Source organism: Flavobacterium circumlabens (assembly GCF_004345565.1).
Lineage (GTDB): Bacteria > Bacteroidota > Bacteroidia > Flavobacteriales > Flavobacteriaceae > Flavobacterium > Flavobacterium circumlabens.
In genome coordinates, this window is record NZ_SLWA01000002.1 from 730,232 (window position 1) to 755,441 (window position 25,210).

20 protein-coding genes are annotated in these 25,210 nt (G+C 37.3%); 13 read left to right on the forward strand and 7 right to left on the reverse strand.

Annotated features, from left to right (window positions below):
• The first annotated feature begins 11 nt into the window (after nucleotides 1–11).
• From EV142_RS07685 to EV142_RS07700, 4 genes are read left to right on the forward strand one after another with little or no spacing between them, the layout of a single operon-like run.
• On the forward strand, nucleotides 12–431 hold the full coding sequence (locus EV142_RS07685) for a hypothetical protein (RefSeq protein WP_132034135.1): 420 nt from the start codon (nucleotides 12–14) through the stop codon (nucleotides 429–431).
• A 5-nt stretch (nucleotides 432–436) separates the two neighbouring features.
• The gene (locus EV142_RS07690; protein WP_132034137.1) at nucleotides 437–856 is read left to right on the forward strand and encodes a hypothetical protein; all 420 of its coding nucleotides are present in this window, start codon (nucleotides 437–439) and stop codon (nucleotides 854–856) included.
• Between the two features lie 5 nt (nucleotides 857–861).
• Nucleotides 862–1,278, forward strand: coding sequence for a hypothetical protein (locus EV142_RS07695; RefSeq protein ID WP_132034139.1), 417 nt, complete (start codon nucleotides 862–864; stop codon nucleotides 1,276–1,278).
• Between the two features lie 5 nt (nucleotides 1,279–1,283).
• Complete coding sequence (locus EV142_RS07700; RefSeq protein ID WP_132034141.1) at nucleotides 1,284–1,715, forward strand: hypothetical protein; 432 nt, start codon at nucleotides 1,284–1,286, stop codon at nucleotides 1,713–1,715.
• 67 nt (nucleotides 1,716–1,782) lie between these two features.
• On the opposite strand, the gene EV142_RS07705 is transcribed toward EV142_RS07700, so the two are convergent.
• On the reverse strand, nucleotides 1,783–2,544 hold the full coding sequence (locus EV142_RS07705) for a phosphatase PAP2 family protein (RefSeq protein WP_132034143.1): 762 nt from the start codon (nucleotides 2,542–2,544) through the stop codon (nucleotides 1,783–1,785).
• 198 nt (nucleotides 2,545–2,742) lie between these two features.
• Nucleotides 2,743–6,711, reverse strand: coding sequence for a hybrid sensor histidine kinase/response regulator transcription factor (locus tag EV142_RS07710; RefSeq protein ID WP_244606811.1), 3,969 nt, complete (start codon nucleotides 6,709–6,711; stop codon nucleotides 2,743–2,745).
• 370 nt (nucleotides 6,712–7,081) lie between these two features.
• Between EV142_RS07710 and EV142_RS07715 the strand changes: the two genes are divergently transcribed.
• The 9 genes from EV142_RS07715 (at nucleotide 7,082) to EV142_RS07755 (ending at nucleotide 20,905) form a co-directional block, all read left to right on the forward strand.
• Nucleotides 7,082–10,111, forward strand: a complete 3,030-nt coding sequence (locus tag EV142_RS07715; RefSeq protein ID WP_132034145.1) for a SusC/RagA family TonB-linked outer membrane protein — start codon at nucleotides 7,082–7,084, stop codon at nucleotides 10,109–10,111.
• Nucleotides 10,112–10,128: 17 nt separating this feature from the next.
• A complete protein-coding gene (locus EV142_RS07720; protein ID WP_132034147.1) occupies nucleotides 10,129–11,655 on the forward strand; it encodes a RagB/SusD family nutrient uptake outer membrane protein in 1,527 nt (508 codons plus the stop codon).
• Nucleotides 11,656–11,732: 77 nt separating this feature from the next.
• The gene (locus EV142_RS07725; RefSeq protein ID WP_132034149.1) at nucleotides 11,733–12,908 is read left to right on the forward strand and encodes a glycoside hydrolase 5 family protein; all 1,176 of its coding nucleotides are present in this window, start codon (nucleotides 11,733–11,735) and stop codon (nucleotides 12,906–12,908) included.
• Between the two features lie 278 nt (nucleotides 12,909–13,186).
• Nucleotides 13,187–14,227: a glycoside hydrolase family 43 protein gene (locus EV142_RS07730; protein WP_132034151.1), complete on the forward strand. Its 1,041-nt coding sequence runs from the start codon at nucleotides 13,187–13,189 to the stop codon at nucleotides 14,225–14,227.
• A 259-nt stretch (nucleotides 14,228–14,486) separates the two neighbouring features.
• The gene (locus tag EV142_RS07735) at nucleotides 14,487–16,307 is read left to right on the forward strand and encodes a glycoside hydrolase family 2 protein (protein WP_132034153.1); all 1,821 of its coding nucleotides are present in this window, start codon (nucleotides 14,487–14,489) and stop codon (nucleotides 16,305–16,307) included.
• Nucleotides 16,308–16,318: 11 nt separating this feature from the next.
• Nucleotides 16,319–17,341 carry a glycoside hydrolase family 43 protein gene (locus tag EV142_RS07740; RefSeq protein WP_132034155.1) on the forward strand — a complete coding sequence of 341 codons (1,023 nt, stop codon included), beginning with the start codon at nucleotides 16,319–16,321 and terminating at the stop codon, nucleotides 17,339–17,341.
• A gap of 25 nt (nucleotides 17,342–17,366) precedes the next feature.
• On the forward strand, nucleotides 17,367–18,539 hold the full coding sequence (locus EV142_RS07745; RefSeq protein WP_132034157.1) for an aldose epimerase family protein: 1,173 nt from the start codon (nucleotides 17,367–17,369) through the stop codon (nucleotides 18,537–18,539).
• A 128-nt stretch (nucleotides 18,540–18,667) separates the two neighbouring features.
• Nucleotides 18,668–19,645, forward strand: a complete 978-nt coding sequence (locus EV142_RS07750) for a glycoside hydrolase family 43 protein (RefSeq protein ID WP_132034159.1) — start codon at nucleotides 18,668–18,670, stop codon at nucleotides 19,643–19,645.
• 114 nt (nucleotides 19,646–19,759) lie between these two features.
• A complete protein-coding gene (locus tag EV142_RS07755) occupies nucleotides 19,760–20,905 on the forward strand; it encodes a hypothetical protein (protein WP_132034161.1) in 1,146 nt (381 codons plus the stop codon).
• Between the two features lie 19 nt (nucleotides 20,906–20,924).
• On the opposite strand, the gene arsB is transcribed toward EV142_RS07755, so the two are convergent.
• The 5 genes from arsB to EV142_RS07780 form a co-directional block, all read right to left on the reverse strand.
• Entirely contained in the window at nucleotides 20,925–21,995 is a 1,071-nt protein-coding gene (gene arsB, locus EV142_RS07760; protein WP_132034163.1) for an ACR3 family arsenite efflux transporter, read from the reverse strand.
• A gap of 2 nt (nucleotides 21,996–21,997) precedes the next feature.
• A complete protein-coding gene (locus EV142_RS07765) occupies nucleotides 21,998–22,612 on the reverse strand; it encodes a low molecular weight phosphatase family protein (protein ID WP_132034165.1) in 615 nt (204 codons plus the stop codon).
• 39 nt (nucleotides 22,613–22,651) lie between these two features.
• Nucleotides 22,652–23,125 (reverse strand): DUF6428 family protein, encoded by a 474-nt coding sequence (locus EV142_RS07770; RefSeq protein ID WP_132034167.1) that lies wholly within the window; start codon nucleotides 23,123–23,125, stop codon nucleotides 22,652–22,654.
• Nucleotides 23,126–23,142: 17 nt separating this feature from the next.
• A complete protein-coding gene (locus tag EV142_RS07775) occupies nucleotides 23,143–23,475 on the reverse strand; it encodes an ArsR/SmtB family transcription factor (RefSeq protein ID WP_132034169.1) in 333 nt (110 codons plus the stop codon).
• A 208-nt stretch (nucleotides 23,476–23,683) separates the two neighbouring features.
• Nucleotides 23,684–25,204 carry a hypothetical protein gene (locus EV142_RS07780; protein ID WP_238698669.1) on the reverse strand — a complete coding sequence of 507 codons (1,521 nt, stop codon included), beginning with the start codon at nucleotides 25,202–25,204 and terminating at the stop codon, nucleotides 23,684–23,686.
• Nucleotides 25,205–25,210: the final 6 nt, after the last annotated feature.

The following is a 25,210-nucleotide window of genomic DNA, read 5'->3' on the forward strand; positions in this document are numbered from 1 at the left end:
GACTAAGTACCATGAAAATCATATTAAAAACATTTATAATTCTATTCGTATTTGCAAACATTAGCTGCAAGGCACAACAAATGGTGCAAACACGTAATGATGTTTATAAATTAAAAGCAAATGAACAGCAATTTCTCAATAAGCCTTTAAAAAATCTTCTGAAAGAAATAAAACCTGAGATTAAGATGGCTTTCGGAATAGTAGATTATCCATCATTTTTTGCTTTCAAATTTTTTACTCCCACTGAAATTAATCGAAGGGTCATTGGGAGAAAACATAATAGTATTTATATATATGTAGAGGAACCAATTGACTGGAATTTTGATAAAAGAGTTAAGGGAAAAGAATACCAATGGACAAAGGAAGATTTAGAAAAATATGGTAATCTTACTGTAACTAGGATAAAGGTAGTTCAACGAATAGAAGACTAAAAAGTATGAAAAATACATTGAAACTAGTACTGTTGTTTTCTGTGATACACTGTAGCTGCAAAGCACAACAAATGGTAAAAACTACTAAAGATGTCTATCTATTAAAAACAAATGAACAGGAATTTATTAATAAACCTTTGAAAAAACTTCTCAAAGAAATAAAACCGGAAATCAAAACTGCAAATCCTACTAATGATAATCCCTACTATTTTAGTTTTAAATTTAGAACACTGGAGCAAAGATTACAAAATAAAGGAAGTAAGGAAGATCGTGTATCGCTATATGTCTATGTAAAAACTCCTATTGACTGGAAGTATGACGAAAGACCCAAAGGCAAAGAATTAGTTTGGACAAAAGAAGATCCAGAGAAATATGGCGATCTAATTGTAGTTCGAATCAAAGTAATTCAACCCGTAGAGGAATAGATGCTATGAAAAATGTATTAAAAATATCCGCACTTATATTCTTATTTATAACCATTAGTTGCCAAGCACAACAAATGGTGCAAACACCTAATGATGTTTATAAATTAAAAGCAAATGAACAGCAATTTCTCAATAAGCCTTTAAAAAATCTTCTTAAAGAAATAAAACCAGAGATAAAAATGGCTTACGGATCGTTGGATAATCCATGTTATTTTGCTTTTAGATTTATTAGTCCTAAAGAGATAGAAAGCAAACCTGCCAATTCTAATATACTCGGATTATATGTATATGTAAAAGAGGTTGTTGATGAGTGGGGACTTGGCAAAAGACCTAAAGAAATAGAATTTATATGGACAAAAGAGGATCTGGAAAAGTACGGTAATTTTACTATAATTCGAATTAAAGTATTAGGGAAAGATTAAAAAATATGAAAAATACTGTCAAAATAGTAGCAATATTATTATTTGTTATAAATTTCAACTGCAAAGCACAACAAATGGTACAAACACAAGATGATATTTATAAATTAGTATCCAATGAAGAGCAATTTCTCAACAAGCCTTTAAAAAACCTTCTGAAAGAAATAAAACCAGAGATACAATCAGCTTTTGGAGTCAAGGTTCCAAAAGGTTATCCATGCTATTTTATGTTTTCATTTAATAGTTCACACGAATTAAAACAAAAAATGATAGAGGGAAAATTTACAGGATTATATGTTTATGTAAAAGAGCCTGTTGATGAATGGGATAATGGTAAGAGACCACAAGAAATAGAGTTTGAATGGACCAAAAAAGATGTTGAAAAATACGGCAATTTAACTGTAATTAAAATTCAGGTAATTGATCAGACAGAAGATTAAATAACATGAAAAATATAGTAAAACTCTTCTTTGGGATTTTTTTTAAAATGAAAATGTAAGATCAGCATTAAAATGTTTTAAAATAACAGAGACTAAACTGTTTGCCATCATAGGAAGGCATAAGAAAAGAAGTCAATTTTTTTTCTTTGCCATTAAATAATTTTCGGGAAAGATAAGGATTGAGCCAGTAGGCTGCTTTGGTGCTCAGTATTCCGATTCCGGCTCCGGCGGCTACATCCGTAAGCCAGTGCCTGTTGTTGTACATTCTGAAAACTCCTGTTCCCGTGGCGATGGCATAACCCGCAACGCCGTACCAAATGGACTGGTCCTTGTACTCCTGATACAGAAACTCGGCACCCGCAAAAGCGATAGCAGTATGTCCTGATGGAAAAGAATCATTGGTAGTTCCGTCGGGCCTCTCTACATTTGTGATTGATTTTAACCCAAAAACAGTTCCCACACAAATAATGGTGGAGGTAGCCAGAATAACAGAGCGGTCCCTCATGTTGTTTTTGCCTTTAACGCCAAAAGCATTTAGAGCGTATACGGAGACTGCCGGAACATATCTTGAAAAATCATCGATAGTTACTTTCGTGTCGATGCTTTCGTTAACTTCATTACGAATCTGAAAATTAAAGCTTTTTATCTGCCCGCTTTCAGCTCCCCACAAACCGTAACCAAATAAGATCCCCGGAATGATGAGCTGTTTGTAATTGAAACGTATATTTTTGACAGTATCAGCAGCGATACTATCTTTTTGCTTGTAATCCTGCGCAATTGCGGTACAGGATATCGAAAGCAAAAATAGAAACAGGCTGATTTTTCTCATTTAAATCTATGAATTAATATACAATACCATAACGGACTTTCAAAATTCCATCGGGACTATTTCCGTATCATTTAAGTCTTAAGTTTAAAGATATTAATTTTATGGGAGTCTGCCACAAGTTACGTTTTCAATTTGACTTAATTTCTCCTTAAGTTTTGAATTCTCTTTCTTTAAAAGACTAATTTGTGCCTGAAACACTTATTTATTCAATGCAATATATTCTGACGGCGTCATCGAAAAATGTTTTTGAAAGTTTCTTCCAAAACTCGTTTGTGATTTATAGCCCACCATTTCAGCAATTTCATACATTTTGAAATTCTCATTCAAAAGCAGTTCTGCTGCTCTCTTTAAACGTACAATATTGATCAGTTCGTTCGGACTCAAATTCGAAATATCTTTGATTTTTCGATACAGGGTAGAACGGCTCATATTCATGATCTCGGCAAGAGATTCCACACTTAAATCAGGGTCCGTAATGTTTTTAAGAATTTCATCATCGAGTTTTTTAAGAAACTTTTCATCGGTTTTATTGTGTGCGATGCTTTTAATGTGCGAAAGGGGAGAACTCGCATAATAATTCATAATCTGTTTTCGGTTTTCGATCAAATTATTCGCCTGAACTTTTAGGTAATCCATAGAAAAAGGTTTGGCAATATAGGCGTCGGCACCCACTTCCAAACCATCAATCTGTGATTTCAGAGAGTTTTTAGCCGTTAATAAAATCACCGGAATATGACTGGTTTCTAAATTTGTTTTAATCTCCTTGCACATTGAAATTCCGTCCATGACAGGCATTGATACATCGCTGATCACAAGCTGAATATTTTCGTTATGAATTACTTTCAGTGCCTCTTCGCCATTTTCTGCTTTTAAAATAGTGTACGAAGAAGCTAATCCCGCAGTAATGAAATCCAATAAATCGATATTGTCTTCTACGACTAAAACCTGAGGTTTTTCATTTTTGGTTTCTACTTCTGTTTTTTCTGTTTGCGTTTGGTTCCCTTCTTTTTCAGAATCGGTATACAACATAAATTCCTCTTCCTGATGCAGCGGTAACACAAGCTCGAAAATATTGAGTTTGGCATGTAAGACTAATTGTAAAGTTCCGTTGTGCAGTTGTGTTAAGGCATGCGCCAGTGAAAGGCCAATTCCTGTTCCGGAAGTACTGTCCATATTATCCACTCTGAAAAAGGGCTCAAAAATTTTGTCTTTGAGCTGAAACGGAATCAGATTTCCATCGTTTTGAACCAGCAGCGTCAGTTTCTTATCCTCTCTGTAAAGCGTTATCGAAACCTTATCTGTGGAGTATTTGATAGCGTTGCTGATTAAATTACTCAGGATTTTTTTCAGGGCTTCTTTATCCACAAAGGCAAAAATGTCTTTTTCACCGAGCTGCATTTCAAATTCAATTCCTCTTTCTTCAATTAATGGGCTGAATCTCAAATGCAGATTTCGGACGATAGACGAAATATTGGCCTCCACAAAAGTCAGTTTCAAACCGCCAATTTCTGATTTTCTGAAGTCTAATAATTCATTCACCAATTTCAGCAATCTCGATGTGTTTTTTTTCATTATCGAAAGATTCTGCGGTACCTCAGGCGATTGGTGTTCCATAATCAAAAGTTTCTCCAGCGGCCCTTTGATAAGGGTCAGCGGAGTCCTGATTTCATGGGCAACGTTGGTAAAAAAGTCAATCTTGGCCTGATAGATTTCTTTTTCTTTTTCGTCGTTCAGATGTTTTATTTTGCGGTTATTCTTAATCTGTGTCAGATTTTGAGAATACCGGATAATGTAATAAAATAAGCCGCAAATCAATAGAAAATAAAAGCAATAGGCGTACGAACTCGCCCAAAAGGGTGGCAAAATCCTGATTTTCAGCTTCACTTCCTTACTCCATACCCCAAAACTGTTTAGCGACTTTACCTTAAAAACATAAGACCCCGGAGCCAGTTCCGTAAAGAAAACTTTATTGTTTCGTTCCAGGTATACCCAGTCCGTGTTGACATTTTCAAGCTGATACCAATATTCGGTAAGTTCTGGAGCGGTATAGTTTAGGGACGCAAATTCAAGATTAAATGACGACTGATTGTTGTTCAGTTCCAATTCATCGAGATGGGAAATAGATTGTTTTAGGGGTGAGTCATTTTTATTGACCTCTACATCCTTGTTATTGATCTGAAGGTTGGTGATAAAAGTAGAAGGCGTGTATTTGTTTTTCGTAAAATGCTTCGGATTAAAACTAATCATTCCGTTTAGGTTTCCAAAATACATATCGCCGTTATTGTCTTTATACGCTGAACTGTAATTAAACTGATCGCTTAATAAACCATTGGCAGTAGTGAAAATTTTGATGCTTTTATGATCCGGACTAAATTTTACCAGACCTTTGGAAGTGGTCAGCCATAAATTTTTGGCATCGTCTTCTAAAATAGAATACACCACACTGCTCGGAAGACTATTTTTGCTCGTAAATTTGGTAAAAGTCCTCGTTTTTTTATCAAAAAGATTCAGTCCGTTTTCAGTAGCAAACCAGAGATTTTTGTGGCTGTCTTCAAAAATAGAATTAATCGAATTATTGCTGATGCCGCCCGGATTTTTATAATCATACATAAAAACGGCTCTTTTATGGCTTTTCGGATTATAAAAAAACAAACCGTCCCTGTAGCTTCCTGCCCAGTAATTACCGTCACTATCTTCTTTAAAACTCGTGTAATGCGTGCTTTCCGGAAATATTTTCAGGATATCGAAATTGTCATTTTTTTCGTTAAACCGATAAATTCCCATAGTTGTAACGACCATCAGATCTTTGTTTTTTGTTTCGGAAAAAGAAAAAATAAAATTGCTTCTCAAACCACTTGACGGATCATTGGCACTGTAATGTCTTATAACAGAACCGGTTTTATGATCTAAAACATCTAAACCATGTTCGAAAGTGCCCACCCAGATTTTGTTTTTCCTCGGCAATAAAGCATGAATATTGTAATACGAAACACCGCTTTTACTGCCATTGGGCAGGTACGAAGTAAATTGCTGTGTTTTCGGATTAAACCGGTTCAGTCCGGCATCCTCGGTACCAATCCAGAGGTCACCGTAATCATCTTTGTGAATTTCCCTTACGGCGCTTCCGCTAATGGAATTCTGGTTCTTCTGAGGGAAATATTTCTTAAACTGCGTGTATTGTTTTTGATGGTAATTGATTCCGCCAAAATACGTTCCGATCCAGATTCCGTTTTCCTTATCAATGGTGATCGAGTAGGCAGCATTATCTGAAATCGCATAGGGATCATTAAAGTTTTTACGAAGATTTAGGCTTGCTTTTGTTTTAAGATCATAAACATATACGCCGGATTCGCTGGCAATCCAGAGTTCTTCATGGCCTTTCTTTTTAAATTGTCGGACAAAAACAGGTTCTTTAACAGAGAATTTTAAATCTGTTGTATTTTTAGTAGTGACATTATAAACCAATACACCATGATCCTGCGTACCAATCAGAATATTGTTTTTGTCTAAAGCATAAATAACAGTAATCCTAAAGTTCGCTTTATTTGCTGGGGGATTTATAGTAATATTTTCAAACGAAAGACTTTCTTCAGAATAATGGTAGACTTTATTTAGAGAAGAAGCCCAAATCTCACCATTTTCATCGCTGGTGATAGAGGTAGTAATAAAGTATTTATTAGGATTAAAAGTCTTGGTTTCTTTTTTTGTGGTGGCGTATTTGTAAAGGATATTTCCGGATATAAACCAGATGTTTCCTTTTTTATCATGATTTATATCGTTGATCCTGTCATTAATAGCTTCGTTCAGCACCGTAAACTGATCTGTCTTTTTATCGTATTGATACAAACCTTTATCAGTTCCTACCCAAATAATACCTTTATATGGATGCAGCGATTGTATATAATTGCTTCCGAGGCTGTGTACAGGGTCTGACTGACTTCTGTACGTCTTAAAACGATACCCGTCAAAGCGGTTCAGGCCGTCTTTCGTGCCAAACCACATAAAACCGTCTTCGTCCTGCATGGAGGTAATGACAGTATTATTGGAAAGTCCTTCTTCCACCTGAAAATGCTTAAAATAATATTCTTGCGAATGAATAAAATTCATCGAAAAAAAGGATACTAACAGAAAAAGAAAGAATTTACGCATTGTTATATTTTTTATCATAAAAAGAAGTTTCTTCAAATCGTGTCAATGTTCAACAGAATGTTGCACGACGTTTAAAATTTCAAAATAATTATACCATTTGAATCATTTGAGATAGAAATTGACACAAATCAAGCATTTTATTTTGAATAAAAATCATCTACTTTGGATTTTAAATAAATGATATTGATAATTTTTAGGCAAAAAAAGTATAGTATCAATAAAATTAAGTTTGAAAAAATACGTCAAATATAATTTTGAAATTAAATGAACAGATTATTACTAAAGAACAATATTAATTATTTTTTAGTTCGCATCAGAGACGATTAGAATATTTAATAATTAAATGTAAAACCAACCAAAAAAGAAAACTATCTAAAATGAAAAATCAATGAAAACAAAGTTCACTCAAATTTTAAAGCAGAGATATTACCTCTTGTTTTTCTTTAGTTTATTAGTACAACAAACGTATGCCCAACAAATTGCCATAAAAGGAAAAGTAACATCGGCAACAGGAGAAGCAATTCCGTTTGCCAATGTAATTATCAAAAACACTTCAAATGGTGCTGTTACCGATTTTGACGGAAGCTTTTCGATTACAGCCAAGGCAAATGACATTTTGGTTTTTAGCTCCCAGGGTTATAAATCGAAAGAAGCAGCCATCAACAACCAGACTTCCATAAATATTGCACTGGCAGAAGATGCCCTGGCACTTAATGAAGTGGTGCTGGTGGGATACGGTTCCCAGCAAAAGAAAGATTTAACCGGAGCGATATCTTTAGTAAAGGCCGATGAAATCCAAAAGCGACAAATTACAACAGTAGCCGATGGACTGCAAGGCCTTGTTACGGGCGTAAAAGTTCGTGGCGGAGGAAAACCGGGTCAGGAAGCGAATATTGAAATCCGTGGTCTGAAAAATCTTCAGAATGCAAATCCATTATACGTAATTGACGGTTTGGTTACTTCAGCCAACAGGGATTTTAACCCGAACGATATCGAAAGCATCCAGGTTTTAAAAGATGCCTCGGCAGCCGCCATTTATGGGTCAAGAGCCGCCAATGGTGTCATTATTATTACCACCAAAAAAGGGAAGAAAGGACCGCTTAAAGTAGAAGTTTCCGCCAAAACAAGTTTTACCACAATGCCTACTTACAGTTTAACGGGAACGGAGGAGTTCGCAAAATTAAACAATCAGGCCTATGATAATGCTAAATTGGATAGTGGTGGAAATACAATATACAATAGACAAAATCTTAATATGGCCGTAAATACAGACTGGCAGAAAGAAGTTTTTAAAACCGGAATGATTAAGGATTATAATGCCAGTGTTTCCGGTGGGGGCGATAATTCGACTTTCTTTATGTCGGCCAATTATTTCGGAAATGAAGGAACGGTGATTTCAACAGATTTTGACAGGATTTCATTCCGTGTTAATTCAAGCGGATCAAAAGGAATTTTCAGCATTGGGGAAAACCTGGCCATCAGTAATTCTAAAACAGATGAAATGTCCGGAAATCCAATTATTGATGTGTACAGACTAACACCGACGATTCCGGTATATGACGCATCTAACCCAGGCGGTTATGGTTATGGAAAACAGGGCGTAGCCGATACTTTTGGTACCAACCCTTTGGCCATTGCTGATTTTGCAGACACTAAAAATGAAAATTTCAGGATCAGGGGAAATATCTGGGCCGAAATAAAATTTGCATCCTGGTTAAAATACCGTTTCAATTTTGGATATGAATCCAGTTTTGATTCGTACAAATTTCTTAGAAAAGTGGGGAACTGGTCCTTAAACCAACCACCGGATCAATCGTATACAGATCAGAACAAAGGAAGATCAGAAACAAAACTGTTTGAAAATACCCTGACTTTCAAAAAAGAATTCGGTAAACATGACCTGACTATTTTAGTGGGGCAGACTTTTCAAAAAGACATATACAATCAAATTTACGGAACAAAGAGAAATCTGCCGATAAATTCAGCAACAGGGCAGTACTATGATGTTTTAAATCAGGGCGATTCGCCGGTAGTGGGAGGTTACATCAATGAAGCGGCGCTGGCCTCTTATTTAGGAAGATTAGAGTACAATTATGATAACCGTTACTTATTCAACGCTGTAATCAGACGTGACGGATCATCAAAATTCAGTAAGGGAAATCAATGGGGAAATTTCCCCTCCCTTTCTGCCGGATGGAGAATTAGCAATGAATCTTTCTTTAAATCAGAATTCATTAAAGATTTAAAATTAAGAGCGAGTTACGGAGAATTAGGCTCCGGAAACATTAAGGAGTACGAATCTAAAAGTTTTATTAATAATTTCGGACAGATTGTTTTAGGAGACACACAAAATTTATATCCTTCTGCAACTCAGGTTAAACTTTCAAACGCAGAATTGCGTTGGGAAAAGCTAAAACAAACCAACTTTGGTTTAGACGTTGCCGTTTTAAATAATGATTTGCGTTTTACAGCCGATTATTTTATCGCCCGTACCGAAGATGTATTGTTTGGTTTCCCAATTTTATTAACGACAGGTAACGACGGAGGAAACCCAATTTCGAATGCGGCAACTGTAGAAAATAAAGGTATTGAACTGGAATTGGCCTACAGCAAAAAAATCAATGACTTCTCGTTTAATGCTTCTTTAAATTTCACAAAAGTAAATAACAAACTGGTTGCCTTAGGGAACGGACAAAACGAAAATATTGTAGGGAACACCATGACACGTGCAGGAAATGCTGTCGGAATGTGGTATGTTTTACAAACGGACGGTTTGTTTCAGTCTCAGGAAGAAGTTCAAAATTACAAGAATGCAGCCGGAAAAGTAATTATGCCCAATGCCGTACCGGGAGATATTCGTTTTAAAGATGTGAATGGTGACGGGGAAATTAACAATAAAGACAAAGACATTGTCGGAAGCCCGTGGCCTGAATTTGAAATGGGATTCAATGCCGGAGCAGAATACAAAGGTTTTGATTTCTCTATGAACTGGATTGCGTCGCACGGTGCAACTGTTTATGACGGATTTAGAAGCGTAGTAGATCGTTTTGATGATAATAGTAATTACAGAACCGGAATTCAGCCGTGGACTCCTGAAAATCCAAATACTGATTTTCCAAGAATTACAAAAGGGTCAACATTAAATTCAAGAGGAGACAGTGATCGTTTCTTAGAAAGCGGAGATTTTATCAGACTTAAATATATTGGATTTGGGTACAATTTACCGGATAGTGTTTTAAAAAATTCAGGAATTACAAGAGCAAGATTAACATTATCAGCACAAAACGTTATTACCATTACAAAATACAAAGGGTTAGATCCGGAGTTTACCAACAGTAATATTTTCGAAAGAGGTGTAGATAATGGTGCCTTCCCGAATCTTCAGACGTATTCTTTTGGTGTTGAATTTAGCTTTTAATTTTAAAAAACAGCATAATGAAAAAAATAATAATAGCAATCGTAGTTTTTTCAGGCCTCTTTTTTGCATCATCCTGCGAAAATGAACTGGACCTGAACAGCCAAACTGATATTGAAACAGGACAATATTGGAAAAGTGAAAGTGATGCTCAGGCAGGTGTCAATTCCATTTATGCCATGTTTTATAAAGACGGCTTATGGGCAAGATGGATGTATTTTCGCTTAGACTTAACTTCTGACGAAGGATTTAGTAACAGCCCGTGGACAGAACTGGCCGACTGGACCAGATTCAATTATATCAATTATAATTTTTGGGAAGGAAATGCAGTAACGTGGAGAGATACTTACAAAGCTGTTTTCAGATGTAATCAGGTTTTAGCTTATGTTCCGAACATTGCTTTTCAGAATGAAGAGGATAAAAAGAAAATTTTAGCACAAGCTAAATTTTTTAGAGCATTACATTACTATTATGCAGCCATTCTTTGGGAAAATATTCCATTGGTTTTAGAGCCTTCAACTCCGGCTGATTTACCGCAACAAAGAAATGTAACCGAAGTTTGGGCCCAGATTGAAAAAGATTTAAACGAGGCGTATACCGATTTACCGGCAGACTGGACAGGAGATAACACCGGAAGACCGGATAAAGGGGCAGCAAAAGCTTTTCTGGCAAAAGTATACATGCAGCAGCACAAATGGCCTGAAGCAAAAACAGCTTTAGAATATTTAATTACCGGTCCGGGAGCCAAATACAGTTTAGTTTCAAACTACAGAGACAACTTTACGGATGTAAATGAAAACAACAACGAGTCTGTATTTGAAATTCAGTTTGGCGATCAGAGAAAAGGCGGAACCGGTGAAGATCCAAATGCTGCAGTTTCCAGCAATCGTGGTCAGTTTTTTGCACCAAGGGGAATTGGATGGTCTGATGGACAAGCCCGTTATTGGTTAGTCGATGCCTTTAAACAGGAAAAAAATAAAGATGGAAATTTAGATACAAGATTGAGATACACTTTATATTATCCGGCATTAGAAGCCGATTTTGAAGACAAAACCTATGGAAGAAACTGGGAGTGGGGTAATAATGAAGCCTGGTTCAGAAAAGGAAGCCGTGATTATTACCGAAACAACGAAGATTATTACAGTCAGGTTAATTACCGATTAATTCGTTATGCTGATATTTTGTTACGCTACGCCGAAGTTTTGAACGAAACAGGAAACACAGCAGGAGCTTATCAGTATGTTGATTTGGTGAGAGCACGTGTAAACATGAATACTTTAGCTGTTTCACATCCTGAAATCGGAAACGATCATGATAAATTTCTGGAAAGATTAAAAACAGAACGCGTTTTGGAATTAGCCGGTGAAAGTGTTCGTTGGGAAGATTTAAAACGCTGGGGAGATTTAGATTCCCAAGCTTCTGTGGATAAAATTTCACTTCGTGATCCTGATTTTAAAAACTTTACAGTAGGTAAAAACCAAAGATTACCTATTCCGCAGGTAGACGTGGACAACAATCCCAACTTAGACCAGCACCCGGAATATTAAACTATTTTTTAGGGGAATCAGAACGCATCTGGTTCCCTTAATCACAAAGAACCTCCGTTCTAATTAAGAAAATTATAATGAGAAAAATAAAATTGTATCTGACACTCGTGTTAGCAGGCACACTATTGCTAAGTTGTAACAACAAAAAAAGCAATTCGGAAGAAAATAAAAAGGAAACAGCCATAGTTGAAAAAAGAGACATCTGGACCAAAGAACAAGCCCATCAATGGTATGCCGAACAGCCGTGGTTAGTGGGCGCCAATTATTATCCGAGCACCGCCATCAATCAATTGGAAATGTGGCAGGCCGATACTTTTGATCCCAAAAGAATCGATCAGGAATTAGGCTGGGCAGAAGGAATCGGCATGAATGTAATGCGCGTTTACCTGCACGATTTATTGCACAAACAAGACGCAGAAGGTTTTTACAAACGCATGGATACTTTTTTAGGAATTGCCGATAAACACCACATCAAAATTCTGTTTGTTTTGTTTGATTCCTGTTGGGATCCGTTTCCGGCCTTAGGAAAACAAAGAGCTCCCAAACCGCATACGCACAATTCAGGATGGGTGCAGAGCCCGGGTCAGAAAGCGCTTCAGGACTCGACGCAATATACTCGTTTAGAGAAATATATCAAGGAAACCGTTTCGAAATTCGCCGCTGACAAGCGTATTTTAGGCTGGGATGTCTGGAACGAACCCGATAATATGACCGGACCCTCTTATGAAAAAGTGGAGATTAAAAACAAAGCGGCATTGATTCTGCCACTTCTGAAAAATGTATTTGCGTGGGCAAGAGAAAGCAACCCTTCACAACCGTTAACTTCTGGAGTTTGGGTAGGCGATTGGAGTGATGAAGCGAAAATGCTGCCGATGCACAAAATGCAGATTGAACAATCTGATGTGATTACTTTCCACAATTACAACAAACCGGAGGATTTCGAAAAAGTAATCAAACAATTGCAGCGCTACGGAAAACCGCTAATCTGTACCGAATATATGGCCCGACCAAACGGAAGTACTTTTGAAGGTTTCCTTCCAGTCGCCAAAAAATACAACGTGGGAATGATCAACTGGGGATTAGTAGACGGAAAAACACAAACCAAATACGCCTGGGACAGCTGGACTAAAACATACAATGCAGAACCAAAAGTCTGGTTTCACGAGGTATTTCACAATGACGGAACGCCATACATCAAAGCAGAAACGGATTTGATTAAGAAAATGACTGCAGAGGCGAATAAGAAGAATTAGATAATGAGATAATGTGTCAATTAGATAATTAGACTTCTTAGATTTTTAGAGAGTTAGATTTTTTTTTTGCCACAGATTGCACGGATTGGACAGATTTTAGCGGATCATTTCAATAGGCACGCGCAAAAAAAAATCTGCGTAATCTGCATAATCTGCGAGAAAAAATTAGTGAAAATTCGTGGAATTCGTGGCAAAACTTTTTAATCCGTAAAACCCGCGAGCAACACATCATAATAATCCCTTAATCTGTGGCAAAAAACATTTTAATCATAAACAGAATGAAAAAATACACAATAAAACAGCTATTTGCACTGGCAATATTTCTTTTTGGTTTATCATCGTATGCACAACAGCCAGATCCGCCGGGACAGGTCAAAGGAAATGCGAAACCCAAAAACGAAGCCTACCTGTTTGCGCATATGACCCATAACGATTATGGCAGATTGTATTATTCCGTAAGCCTCGACGGTTTGCACTGGGAGAATCTGAACAGCGGCAAAAGAGTTTTCGAAGACTATAAAGGACATCCCGATATCTGCAAGGGACCGGACGGAAAATATTACATCGCAGGAAATACGGGCGATGATGCAAAAACAATTAATATTTGGGTTTCGGATGATTTAATCACCTGGAAAAAACATGCCGATTATACACCCGATTTAAAAAGTACCCCGGATTATTCGAATGCTTTACAGCGCATTGGAGCTCCGAAGTTGTATTACGATAAAGACTCGGAACAATTTATTATGACTTGGCACACCCCACATTTAGACGGAACTAAAGAAGATCCGGAACGCTATTGGGGAAGTCAGCGAACGTTATATGTTTTATCTAAAGATTTAAAAACTTTCGAAGGAACTCCAAAACGTTTATTCGATTGGGATATGGGAACCATTGATGTTTTCATTCGTAAAGTGGGCGATTCGTATTATGCTGTGATTAAGGATGAAACCTATCCAACCTTGTATTGGACCACTGGAAAAACCATTCGGATTGCAAAATCAAAATCACTTTTAGGCCCTTATTCTTTGCCCCAGCAATCGATAAGTCCGAATTTCAGGGAAGCACCTATGCTGGTCCCTTCTCCGGATGATAAAATCTGGTACATGTATTACGAACAATATCCAGGAGTTTCCTACGGACTATCGATAGCCGATAACCTAAACGGACCATGGTTTCAGGCCTCAGGTTATACTTTTTTTGCCGACTGGGACAAATACAGCTTTCCCGAAAAAGTACGCCACGGCTGCATGATTACCATTTCAGGAAAGGAATACGATAGTCTGGTGAAGAAATTTGGTCTTGCGAAAAAGTTATGAATTGTGAATTATGAGTTTTGAGTTAGGACGAAGGTGTGGTTGTGTATTTTGAGTTAATACTAAAAACAGAGATTATTGTACCGGAAATAAATAATTAATCAGCACCTAATCCAACTCCTAATTCACAATTCATAATTAAAAATTTGGTTAGTTAAGTTAGTGTTTGAAATTACCAGACTATGTGGATATAGTCTGGTAATTTATTTAGTACAGAAGAAACAGCAATAATCATGGAAATTATTGCATAAAACGATATAGAATGAATAAGAAAACTACAGTTCTCGTGGCGCTTTTTTTAAGCTGTCTGGTTCATGCACAATGGAAACCACAAGGTGATAAAATTAAGACGAAATGGGCATTACAGGTTGATCCGGCAAGAACGTTACCTGAATATCCGCGTCCGATTATGGAGCGCAGCCAATGGAAAAACCTGAATGGTTTATGGAATTACGCCATTCAGGATTTTGGAAAAACGGTACCTTCAAAATATCACGGACAGATTCTGGTTCCGTTTGCGGTGGAGTCCAGTTTGTCCGGTGTGATGAAAGAAGTGGGAGCACAAAAGGAACTTTGGTATGAAACCAATTTTTCCATCGAATCCAATTGGGATGCGCAAAATATTCTCCTGCATTTTGGTGCTGTAGACTGGAAAACCGAAATCTGGCTCAATGATGTAAAAATAGGTTCCCATACTGGCGGATATACCCCGTTTTCATTCGATATCACCTCATTTATTAAAAAAGGAAACACACAAAAATTAGTGGTAAAAGTTTGGGATCCTTCCAACGATGGGCCTCAGCCAAGAGGGAAACAAGTAAAAAATCCGGAAGGAATCTGGTATACACCCGTAACAGGAATCTGGCAAACGGTCTGGATCGAACCTGTAAATGCTAAAAATATTACGAATTTAAGGACAACTCCCAATGTAGATCAAAACAGCATTAGTATAAAAGCCGAAGTTGCAGGAGCAGAAACAGGAGATGTAATTGAAATTTCGGTTTTTGACGGCACACAAGAAATTGCAAAAGAAAAAGCGGTGGTTGGGGAAAACCTGGATATCGTACTGGATCACCCAAAATTATGGTCGCCGGAAAGTCCGTTTTTATACCAGACGAAAATTAGTCTGATTACTAAAGACAAAATCGTCGACGAAGTAAAAAGTTATTTTGCCATGCGAAAAATTTCATCAAAAAGAGATGAAAATGGCATTATGAGAATGCAGCTGAACAACAAAGATTATTTCCAGTTCGGACCTTTGGATCAAGGCTGGTGGCCCGACGGATTGTATACGGCACCAACCGATGAAGCTTTAAAATTCGACCTGATCAAAACGAAAGAGTTAGGTTTTAATATGATTCGGAAACATGTAAAAGTAGAACCGGAACGTTGGTACACCCACTGTGATCAATTGGGGATTTTAGTCTGGCAGGATATGCCAAGCGGCGACGATCAGCCGATCTGGCAAGACAGGAAATATTTTGACGGAACCGAATTACAGCGTTCTGCAAAATCGGAAGCCATCTATAAAAAAGAGTGGAAAGAAATCATGGATCATTTATATTCTTATCCGAGTATTGTGGTCTGGGTTCCGTTTAACGAAGCCTGGGGACAATTTAAAACGGTTGAAATTACCGAATGGACCAAAAATCATGATCCAAGCCGTCTGACGAATTCATCGAGTGGCGGAAATCATTTTCAAACCGGAGATATACTGGATTTACATCATTATCCGGGACCGGAATTGTATTTGTACGATGCCGGAAGAGTAACCGTTTTAGGCGAATATGGCGGAATCGGATTGCCGCTTGAAGGACATTTATGGAAAGCAAAAGACAATTGGGGTTATGTAAAATTCAAAAATGAAAATGAGGTTACTGCCGAATATATAAAATACGCACAAATGCTTAAAAACTTTGTAAAATCAGGATTTTCGGCAGCAGTGTACACTCAAACAACTGATGTTGAAGGCGAAGTAAACGGTTTTATGACGTACGACCGAAAGATTGATAAAATGGATTTCAAAAAAGTGAATAAAATCAATACGGAGGTTATTGATGTCTTAAATAAAAAGAATAAATAATACTCTTTCCAATGAAAAAATACCTGATTCTTATTTTGTTTTTTACTGTTGCTTTTGTACAGGCACAGACTTTTTCAAATCCAATTTTGCCTTCGGGCGCAGACCCTTACAGCACGTATTACAAGGGATATTATTATTACACGAATACACTTCAGGACCGATTGGTTTTATGGAAAACAAAAAGCCTGACGGATCTTAAAAATGCCGAAAGCAAAGTCGTCTGGAAAGCACCAAAAGGAACCGATTATTCAGGAGATATCTGGGCACCGGAATTTCACCTTATTAATGGAAAATGGTATGCGTATTTTGCTGCAGACAATGGTGATAACAACACACACCGGATGTATGTTTTAGAAAATAAAGCCGCAGATCCTTTTAAAGGAAAATGGGAATTTAAAGGAAAAATTGCCGCCAAAACCGATAAATGGGCTATTGACGGAAATGTTTTCGAATATAAAAAACAGCTTTACATGATTTGGGCGGGCTGGGAAGGCGATACTAACGGACAACAAAATATCTACATCGCCAGAATGAAAAATCCGCTTGAAATTGAAGGTGACAGGGTAATGATTTCTGCACCAATTCACGACTGGGAAACCCATGGAGCGTTGCACGATGACGTAAATCCGGCTCAGGTAAATGTGAATGAAGGGCCTCAGTTTTTGTCGAATGGCGATAAAATCTTCATCGTATTTTCAGCCAGCGGTTGCTGGACCGATTATTACGCTTTGGGATTGTTGACATTTAAAGGCGGAGCTGATTTACTGGACGCAACGGCCTGGAAAAAATCGGAAGAGCCGATTTTTAAGCAATCGGATAAAAATAAAGTGTATGCACCCGGTCACAATTCGTTTTTTAAATCTCCGGACGGAAAAGAAGACTGGATTTTATACCATGCCAATTCAAATCCCGGAGAAGGCTGTGGCAATAAAAGATCGCCAAGAATGCAAAAAATCAGTTGGGATATCAACGGTTTTCCGGTTTTGGGCGAACCGGTAAGCGAAACAACGAGATTGCAAATTCCATCAAAATAATCAGGAACATTTTAAAATTATAAAAATGAAAAATATAAAAATAGCAGGCGTTTTGTTACTGGCCCTTTTTCAGTTGAACTGCAAAGACAATACAAAAGAAGTTCCGTCTAAAAATACTGCTGAAATAGAAATTGATTCGATTAAGCCACTTTTAGAGACTAAAAATTTTGATACCGTTATCGAGGGAAAAAAAGTCAATTTGTACTGGATTGAAAATAAAGGCATAAAAGCCGCTTTTACCAATTACGGCGGAAGATTAATTGGACTCTGGGTTGCCGATAAAAACGGAAAACAAACCGATGTAGTGGTAGGAATGAACAGCGCAAAAGGTTTTAAAACGGCAACAGAGCCGTATTTTGGAGCTACCATCGGAAGGGTTGGAAACCGTATTGCAAAAGGACAATTTACTTTGGAAGGAAAACACTATCAGGTGCCTTTAAATAATGGAAAAAATGCTTTGCACGGCGGTCTTAAAGGTTTTCAGGATGTGGTTTGGGACGTTGATAAAACCAATGAAAATACTTTGGTTTTTAGCTATACGTCACCGGATCGAGAACAGGGTTTTCCCGGAAATCTAAAGGTAAAAGTAACGTACACACTTGAAGCGGATCAAACTATTAAAATGGAATATGAAGCGACAACCGATAAAACCACTCTGGTCAATTTAACCAATCATGCTTTTTTTAATCTGAATGGAGAAGGAAGCGGAACGATCCTGAAACATGAACTGCAAATTTATGCCAATGAATTTACGCCGGTGGATGAAGGTTTAATTCCAACAGGAGAACAGAAACCGGTTCAAAATACGGTTTTCGATTTTACGGCAAAACATACGATCGGAGAACGTATTGAAGCGAAAAACGAACAGTTAAAATTTGGAAAAGGATACGATCATAACTATGTTTTAAACGGAACGAAGAAAAAAGGAATGAATCATGCCGCCACAATTTCCGGAGACCAGTCTGGAATTACGCTGGATATTTATACTCAGGAACCGGGTCTGCAATTTTACAGTGGAAATTTCATGCAATCAAAAAATACCTTTAAATCGGGTGCTAAAGATGATTTCAGAACTGCTTTTGCCTTAGAAACCCAGCATTTTCCGGATGCTCCGAATCAGCCGAAATTTGCATCGATTGTTTTGAAACCGGGAGAAAAATATCATACGGTTTCTTATTATCAGTTTTCGGTAAAGTAGAGGAGGGGGATTAGACAATTAGACAATTAGATAATTAGATAATTAGATAATGTGAAACCTGAAACCTGAAACTTGAACTTGAAACTTGAAACTTGAAATTTAAAATATAAAATAGCAAAAGCAATTAGATGAAAAAAATAATAACCTTAGTAAGCTTTATGAGTGTTTTCGGGGCTTGTTCGCAGGAAAATAATTCAGTTGTGAAACCTGTTGAAGTGGTGGCAAAAAACATTTTTGTAGCCGATCCCACTATTTATTACAGTAAAGGAATGTATTATTTGTATGGAACCACCACCGGGAATATCGCCAATGGTGAGGGGTTTTTAGTTTATACTTCTTCTGATTTAAAGAAGTGGAGTGAACCGAAAGGAGCGCAAAACGGACTCGCTTTAAAAAAGGGTGATTCTTTTGGAGACAAGGGATTCTGGGCACCGCAAATTTTAGAGTACGATAAAAAGTTTTACATGATTTATACCGCCAATGAAAACATTGCTGTTGCGACTAGTGACAGTCCGTTAGGGCCTTTTAAAAATGAATCGAAAAAACCAATTATTGAAACCGGAAACCAAATTGATCCTTTTGTTTTTATCGATGAAGATGGAAAAAAATATTTATATCACGTAAGATTAACGAACGGAAACCGAATTTTTGTGGCGGAAATAAATGACGATCTTCAAAGTATTAAACCGGAAACTTTAACCGAATGTATTTCCGGAACTTTACCCTGGGAAAATACCGAAAACACGAACTGGCCGGTAACAGAAGGACCTACGGTTTTAAAACACAATGGCTTGTATTACCTGATTTATTCAGCAAATGATTTTAGAAACATTGATTATGCAGTAGGGTATGCCACCAGCAAAAGTCCGCTTGGGCCTTGGGAAAAATCAAAAGACAGTCCGATTATCAGTCGAAAAAATACCAGCCAAAACGGAATTGGCCACGGAGATATTTTTTGGGACCCGAATCAAAAAATGCATTATGTGCTGCATACGCATTTTAGTACAGCAGAAGTTTCGCCAAGAAAAGCGGCGATTATTGATGTCGAATTTGTTGATAATCAATTAAAAGCAGTTCCCGGAAGTTTTAGTTTTTTGAAAAATTAAGGAAATCTCTTTTGAGAGAAAACAAATTTATTTTTAAGAATTTTAATCGGAATAAATTTTCTGATTAATGAGTTTTAAGTAGTATTTTGGTCTTATTATTTTTGAAATAGCTCAATGGCAAAATACTTCCATCTACTTTATTTTACATTCCTGTCGGTTTCCCTCTTTGCGCAGGAAAGTCAAATTCCGGCCTTGACAATATATCTGGAAGATGCTGAAAACGGAAAAAACATAAACAACGCAAAAGTCACACTGGAAGGTTTTGAACTGCCGGAGATAACTGCAAAATATAATACTAAACAACAAAACTATTATTTTAATGAAATACCGTCCGGTTATACGACCGTAATGACGTATCATAAAAAGTACAATGAAAAAGGTTTTCAAAATACGACAGGATTGCCCAAGGAATTGAAATTCAAACTTTTTGACCCCCTGAATGTGTCGTATGGTTTTGATTTTTTTGAGGACAATCTTTCCATTAAAAACACCTATGTGGAAGATCCCTATAAAATCAGTGTTTCATCAACGAATGAAATGACCTATAACCTTTTTAAAACCTATATCATTTCAAAAATTAAGGAATTAAATCTCGAAATTGAATTGGTAAATCCCTATTGGGAAGTCGATAAGATCGAAGAAACCCCCTTTTTTCCGGATCAGAAAGAAGCCTATCCGACACTTACAGTAAAGGAAACCGACAAATTAAGTCCGGAATACTTATTTCCTTTAAAAAGCGGCATCACAAATATTTTTCCGGATAGAAAATATTCCAATAAATCGTGGGACATCTGTTTTATGGTAAGGAAAAAAGACGGTTCGAAATTTAAGCGATTTAATGATCCTGTAATTCAGAAATTAAAAGAGGAGAAATTAAATGTCTATGCTGTTGTTTTGAATAAAAGGAATGGAGCAGATTTAATAAATAACCTGAAAATCAGGGACAGAAGCAATGCAAAATTCAATTCAGAACATAAAATAGATTCGTCTAAAGTTTTCTTTTATGATTCGGGTTTTCGAAATTATAAAAAATCAATTTTTAGTTTTTTGAAAAAGAAAAATCAGATGATCCTTATGGAACCGAATCAATATCCGCAGTTTCCTTCCTTTTTTCTTCTTCGAAATGATGATTACGAAATTCCCAGATTTCGGCGTGAGATACAAAATCAGTACGGTCAGCCCATACCTCCTCAGGATCTGTCGGTTGGATTGGGGATTTTAGACGAATACGATTATTATTTAAATCCGGACGTACAATAAGGTGTTGGCAATTATCTAATTAATTTGGTTTTTCGTAGTATTTCTTTTTAAACCAGAGCGCAAGATTCACTAAAGCGATAAGCGCAGGCACTTCGACCAATGGTCCGATAACCCCGGCAAATGCCTGTCCGCTGTTGATGCCAAATACACCAATAGCGACTGCAATTGCCAACTCAAAATTGTTTCCGGTAGCCGTAAAAGCGATAGCCGTTGCTTTCGAATAATCGGCACCGAAATATTTGCCAACAAAAAAGCTGATGATAAACATAATAGTGAAATAAATTACTAATGGCACAGCAATGCGTACAACATCCATAGGAATTTGAACGATCAGTTCTCCTTTAAGGCTGAACATCAATAGGATTGTAAAAAGCAGTGATAGTAATGTGATGGGCGAAATAAAAGGTACATATTTAGTTTCAAACCATGCTGTTCCTTTCCATCGAATAAGGATATAACGGCTGATGATTCCCAGTGCGAAAGGAATTCCCAGGTATATCCCGACACTCGCGGCAATCTGGCCAATACTGATATTCACTTCAAAACCACTATAGCCGAAATAGGGAGGCAGAATAGTGATAAACAGATAAGCATACACACTGTAAAGCAAAACCTGAAAGATGCTATTGAGTGCGATAAGACCCGCAGCATATTCTCTGTTTCCATCAGCCAGGTCATTCCAGACCACTACCATGGCAATACAGCGGGCCAGACCAATCAGAATCACACCAATCATATATTCCGGATATCCATTTAAAAAAAGAAGGGCTAAAGAAAACATTAAAACAGGACCAACAATCCAGTTTAAAAATAACGATGCTCCCAAAACCTTGGTATTTTTAAAAACCTCTCCCATCTGTTCGTATTTCACTTTTGCCAAAGGAGGATACATCATGAGAATTAGTCCAACAGCCAATGGAATATTAGTTGTCCCGCTGGAAAAGGAATTGATAAAATTACCGCTCGAAGGGATAAAATAGCCTATCGAGACTCCAAGGGCCATAGCCAGAAAAATCCATAGCGTTAAAAATCGGTCTAAGAAGCTTAATTTCTTACGTCCGGCGACAGGTGTACAGTTATTTGCTGCCATTTTTAGGATTTGATTTGGGAGAATACATAAAACATTTCAGTTCCAATTTGAAGACTTCGTTCCTGATAAATCTGTTTCTGTTGCGGTGTGCCGTCTGAAACTTTAGGGTCTTCAAAAGTGATTGGGATTCGTATTTCAGCACCGGCAATAAACGGGCAGCCGCCATCTGCCTGAGAGCAGGTCATTATGGCTGCAAACTCACTATCAGGATTAAAATCATCATCATAAGTTTTCGAAAAGCCTATAACAGGAAGTTCATTAGCTGAAAATTTTATGGCATAGACAGGATTTTTGCCTTCCGAAAGAGTTTTAACTTTAAATCCTGAAAATGTTAATGTTTCGGCTATCATCGGGAATAGTGCTGTCGCTTCAGTACCCCCCGAATAACAAAAAACGTTTTTTATATTGTAATGAGCAGCTGCGGTCTGAGCCCAGATCTGTGACAAATGACTTCTTCTGGAATTGTGCGTACAGATTAAGTTCAGCCTGATGTCCAGCTTGCGGTCTGTTTTACGCTGTATAAAGTCGATTAACGGCTGAAGGATAATTTTACGTTCCCCGGAAATCTGCTCAAAATCAAACGCGCTAATGGTATTTTCTATTTCAGTATATAACATGGTTTTTCAGGTTGGAAACGATTATTTATGATTTAAAAATTAACAGCAGCCTCCGCCTGGTGTACAGGAATTAGCAGTATCAGCATTTAATTGGGCTAATTTTACTTTAGGTTTATCCGATGGGATTCCGCATTGTTCCTGTGCAAGACATGCCGTCTGTTTGTTTCGTAAAATGAAATTTTTACCGTTAAAATCTAAATCATATTTGCCAATTGTAGTATCCTGATATTCCACTTCAATTTCATGATCTTCAATACCTAAAACTTTTTCTGAAAGTTCAATAATATGAATTAGTTTTTGAGGTTTAAGCCTGTGGTCGTAATCATTGGCATCCCAAAGCTGGAAGTTGACCACCGTTTCTTTTCGTACTTTTCCTCCGCAGTCAATGAAGTTTTTAGTAATCAGACCCACTTCGGTTACGTGAAAATATTCCGGTACCAGAGTTCCGTTTGGCAATTCAAAATGTACAGCTTCCACTGTAGTCAGTACTTGTTTAATTTCTGAAAGTTTCATAATCTATGTTTTAAAAGTTAGCAGCACTCGTTTCTCTTTTTTTCAAGATGAACGGTGATATGTTCAAAAAAACCTTTTATTTTTTCTAATCCCGGCTCATTGATACAGTAACAAATCGAGTTGCCCTCAATACTGCCTTTGATTAAACCGGCATTTTTAAGCTCTTTAAGATGCTGGGAAACGGTAGGCTGGGAAAGTGGCAGCTCATTGACAATATCTCCGCAGATACAGGCATCGACTTTCAATAAATATTCCATAATAGCTATTCGGGCGGGGTGCCCTAAAGCTTTAGCCAAAACGGCAAGTTCGTTTTGGTTAGCTGTAAAATGATCTGTTTTTGTAGCTCCCATTGGTTTATAATTATATTGCAATATTACGATATTGTTTTGGAAACAGGAGCATTTTTAATTCAAATTTTTTTATGGATGCGCTTCTGAAAGTTATTTTATAAAAAAACAACTCCAAAGATCAGCTGATTTTGGAGTTGTTTGCATTTAAGATGAAGTATTTATTTCGGAATTAATAAAGTATTAATGCATTGTAAGACATCTTTATCTGTTATTTTAGAGTTAAAGTAATATTGGGAACCACAAGAACACCGGTAGCTCCGGAATTACGCTGTAAAGCCACTTCGATATAATCGCCGCTGACTAGTTCAGTAGTTGCATTTAAGGGAAGAACGATAATATCATTAACGGCAGCTCCTCTTCCGTAAATTTTGTATTGCGTTAACGGAGTTCCATTTTTAGTAATATAAGCTATGAAAACTCCTGTGCCCGGCACCTGAAAAGAAATAGATCCCGTTACCTGAAAAATTCTTTTCTTTTTTCCAACGTATTTTAGCCTGTTGTAACCGGCAGTACCGGCATCTGTTGCAAATCTGAACAAATTGGAATACACTGTTACAGGCGCTGTACCAGTGCTAACCCCGACTTTTACGATATCACTTGGAGTGGAATTGTTTAACGTTACTCCAAGGCCACTATTGACAGGATAATCCATTGAAAAATCCCCTACCGCATTGGCATCTGCTTCATTTGGTATTCCTGCAGCCCTAACACCCCAGCTGGTATTAAAATTATAACCGGTAAAGGTGGTTGCAGATGGAGTTGCATAAGGTCTGACATAGGTAGCAGGAGTAGGACCTGTAAAAACAACAGATTCCAAAACAGCATCACCGGTAATCGTAAGACCTGCTGTAGAAACATCCACACCATATGCTCCGGAACTAACATTAGAGAACCCTCCTTGTTTTTCAATCAGATTGAATGTCCCTGTAAATTTTTCATAAGTACCACTATTATTGCTGAACCACGCCTGATTGCTTAACAGTAACTGACCAATGTTATTATAAGTGACACCATTTGTATTTCCTGAAAAATTAACAATACTCATAAAAACTAAACCATAACCAGATATGGTACCTACACTGGCGCAATTGGCAATAATACAATCCCTAAGCAAAAAAGTAGAGGTTGAAAGCGCGGAATTTAGATTAAAAGCGGTAGCACCGGGGGTTGTAATAGTAAGATTTCTGACACTGCCTCCCGTAGTTCCGTCAAAAAGATTTCCGGATGTTTTAACAATGATATCTTCATTAGCATCCAGGCCATCCAAATAAGCACCATTAAGGTCTATGGGGAAATTAAACACGACCTGTCCATTAATTTCATATAAGGTATTAGCTGTCAAAACATATTTAGCACCAGCACCAGCCGCTAATTCGGTGGCCAATACAGTCGCTAAATTGTCCGTAGATCGTATACGTTTAAAATTTAGTCGCGGAAGTCCTCCACTTAAAGGTATCCATGATGTAGTGCTGAGTACGTAGCTATAAAGGGATTTAAAATCTGTATCGTAAACAATCAATCCGTCAGCCGGCGTAGCGATAGCATTTCTTTGAATAGTCGTCATACGCGGCGGAAGTAACCCCTGAGTCGTAGAAGTGATGTCTAAAACCGAACTGGCATTAGGAGTTGTAGTACCGATTCCGATTTGTGCATTTCCTAAAAATGAGGAGATGAAAAAAAGGAATAAGAAAAAGAGCTTATAATTAAGTGGAGTATATTTACAGATCATAATTTT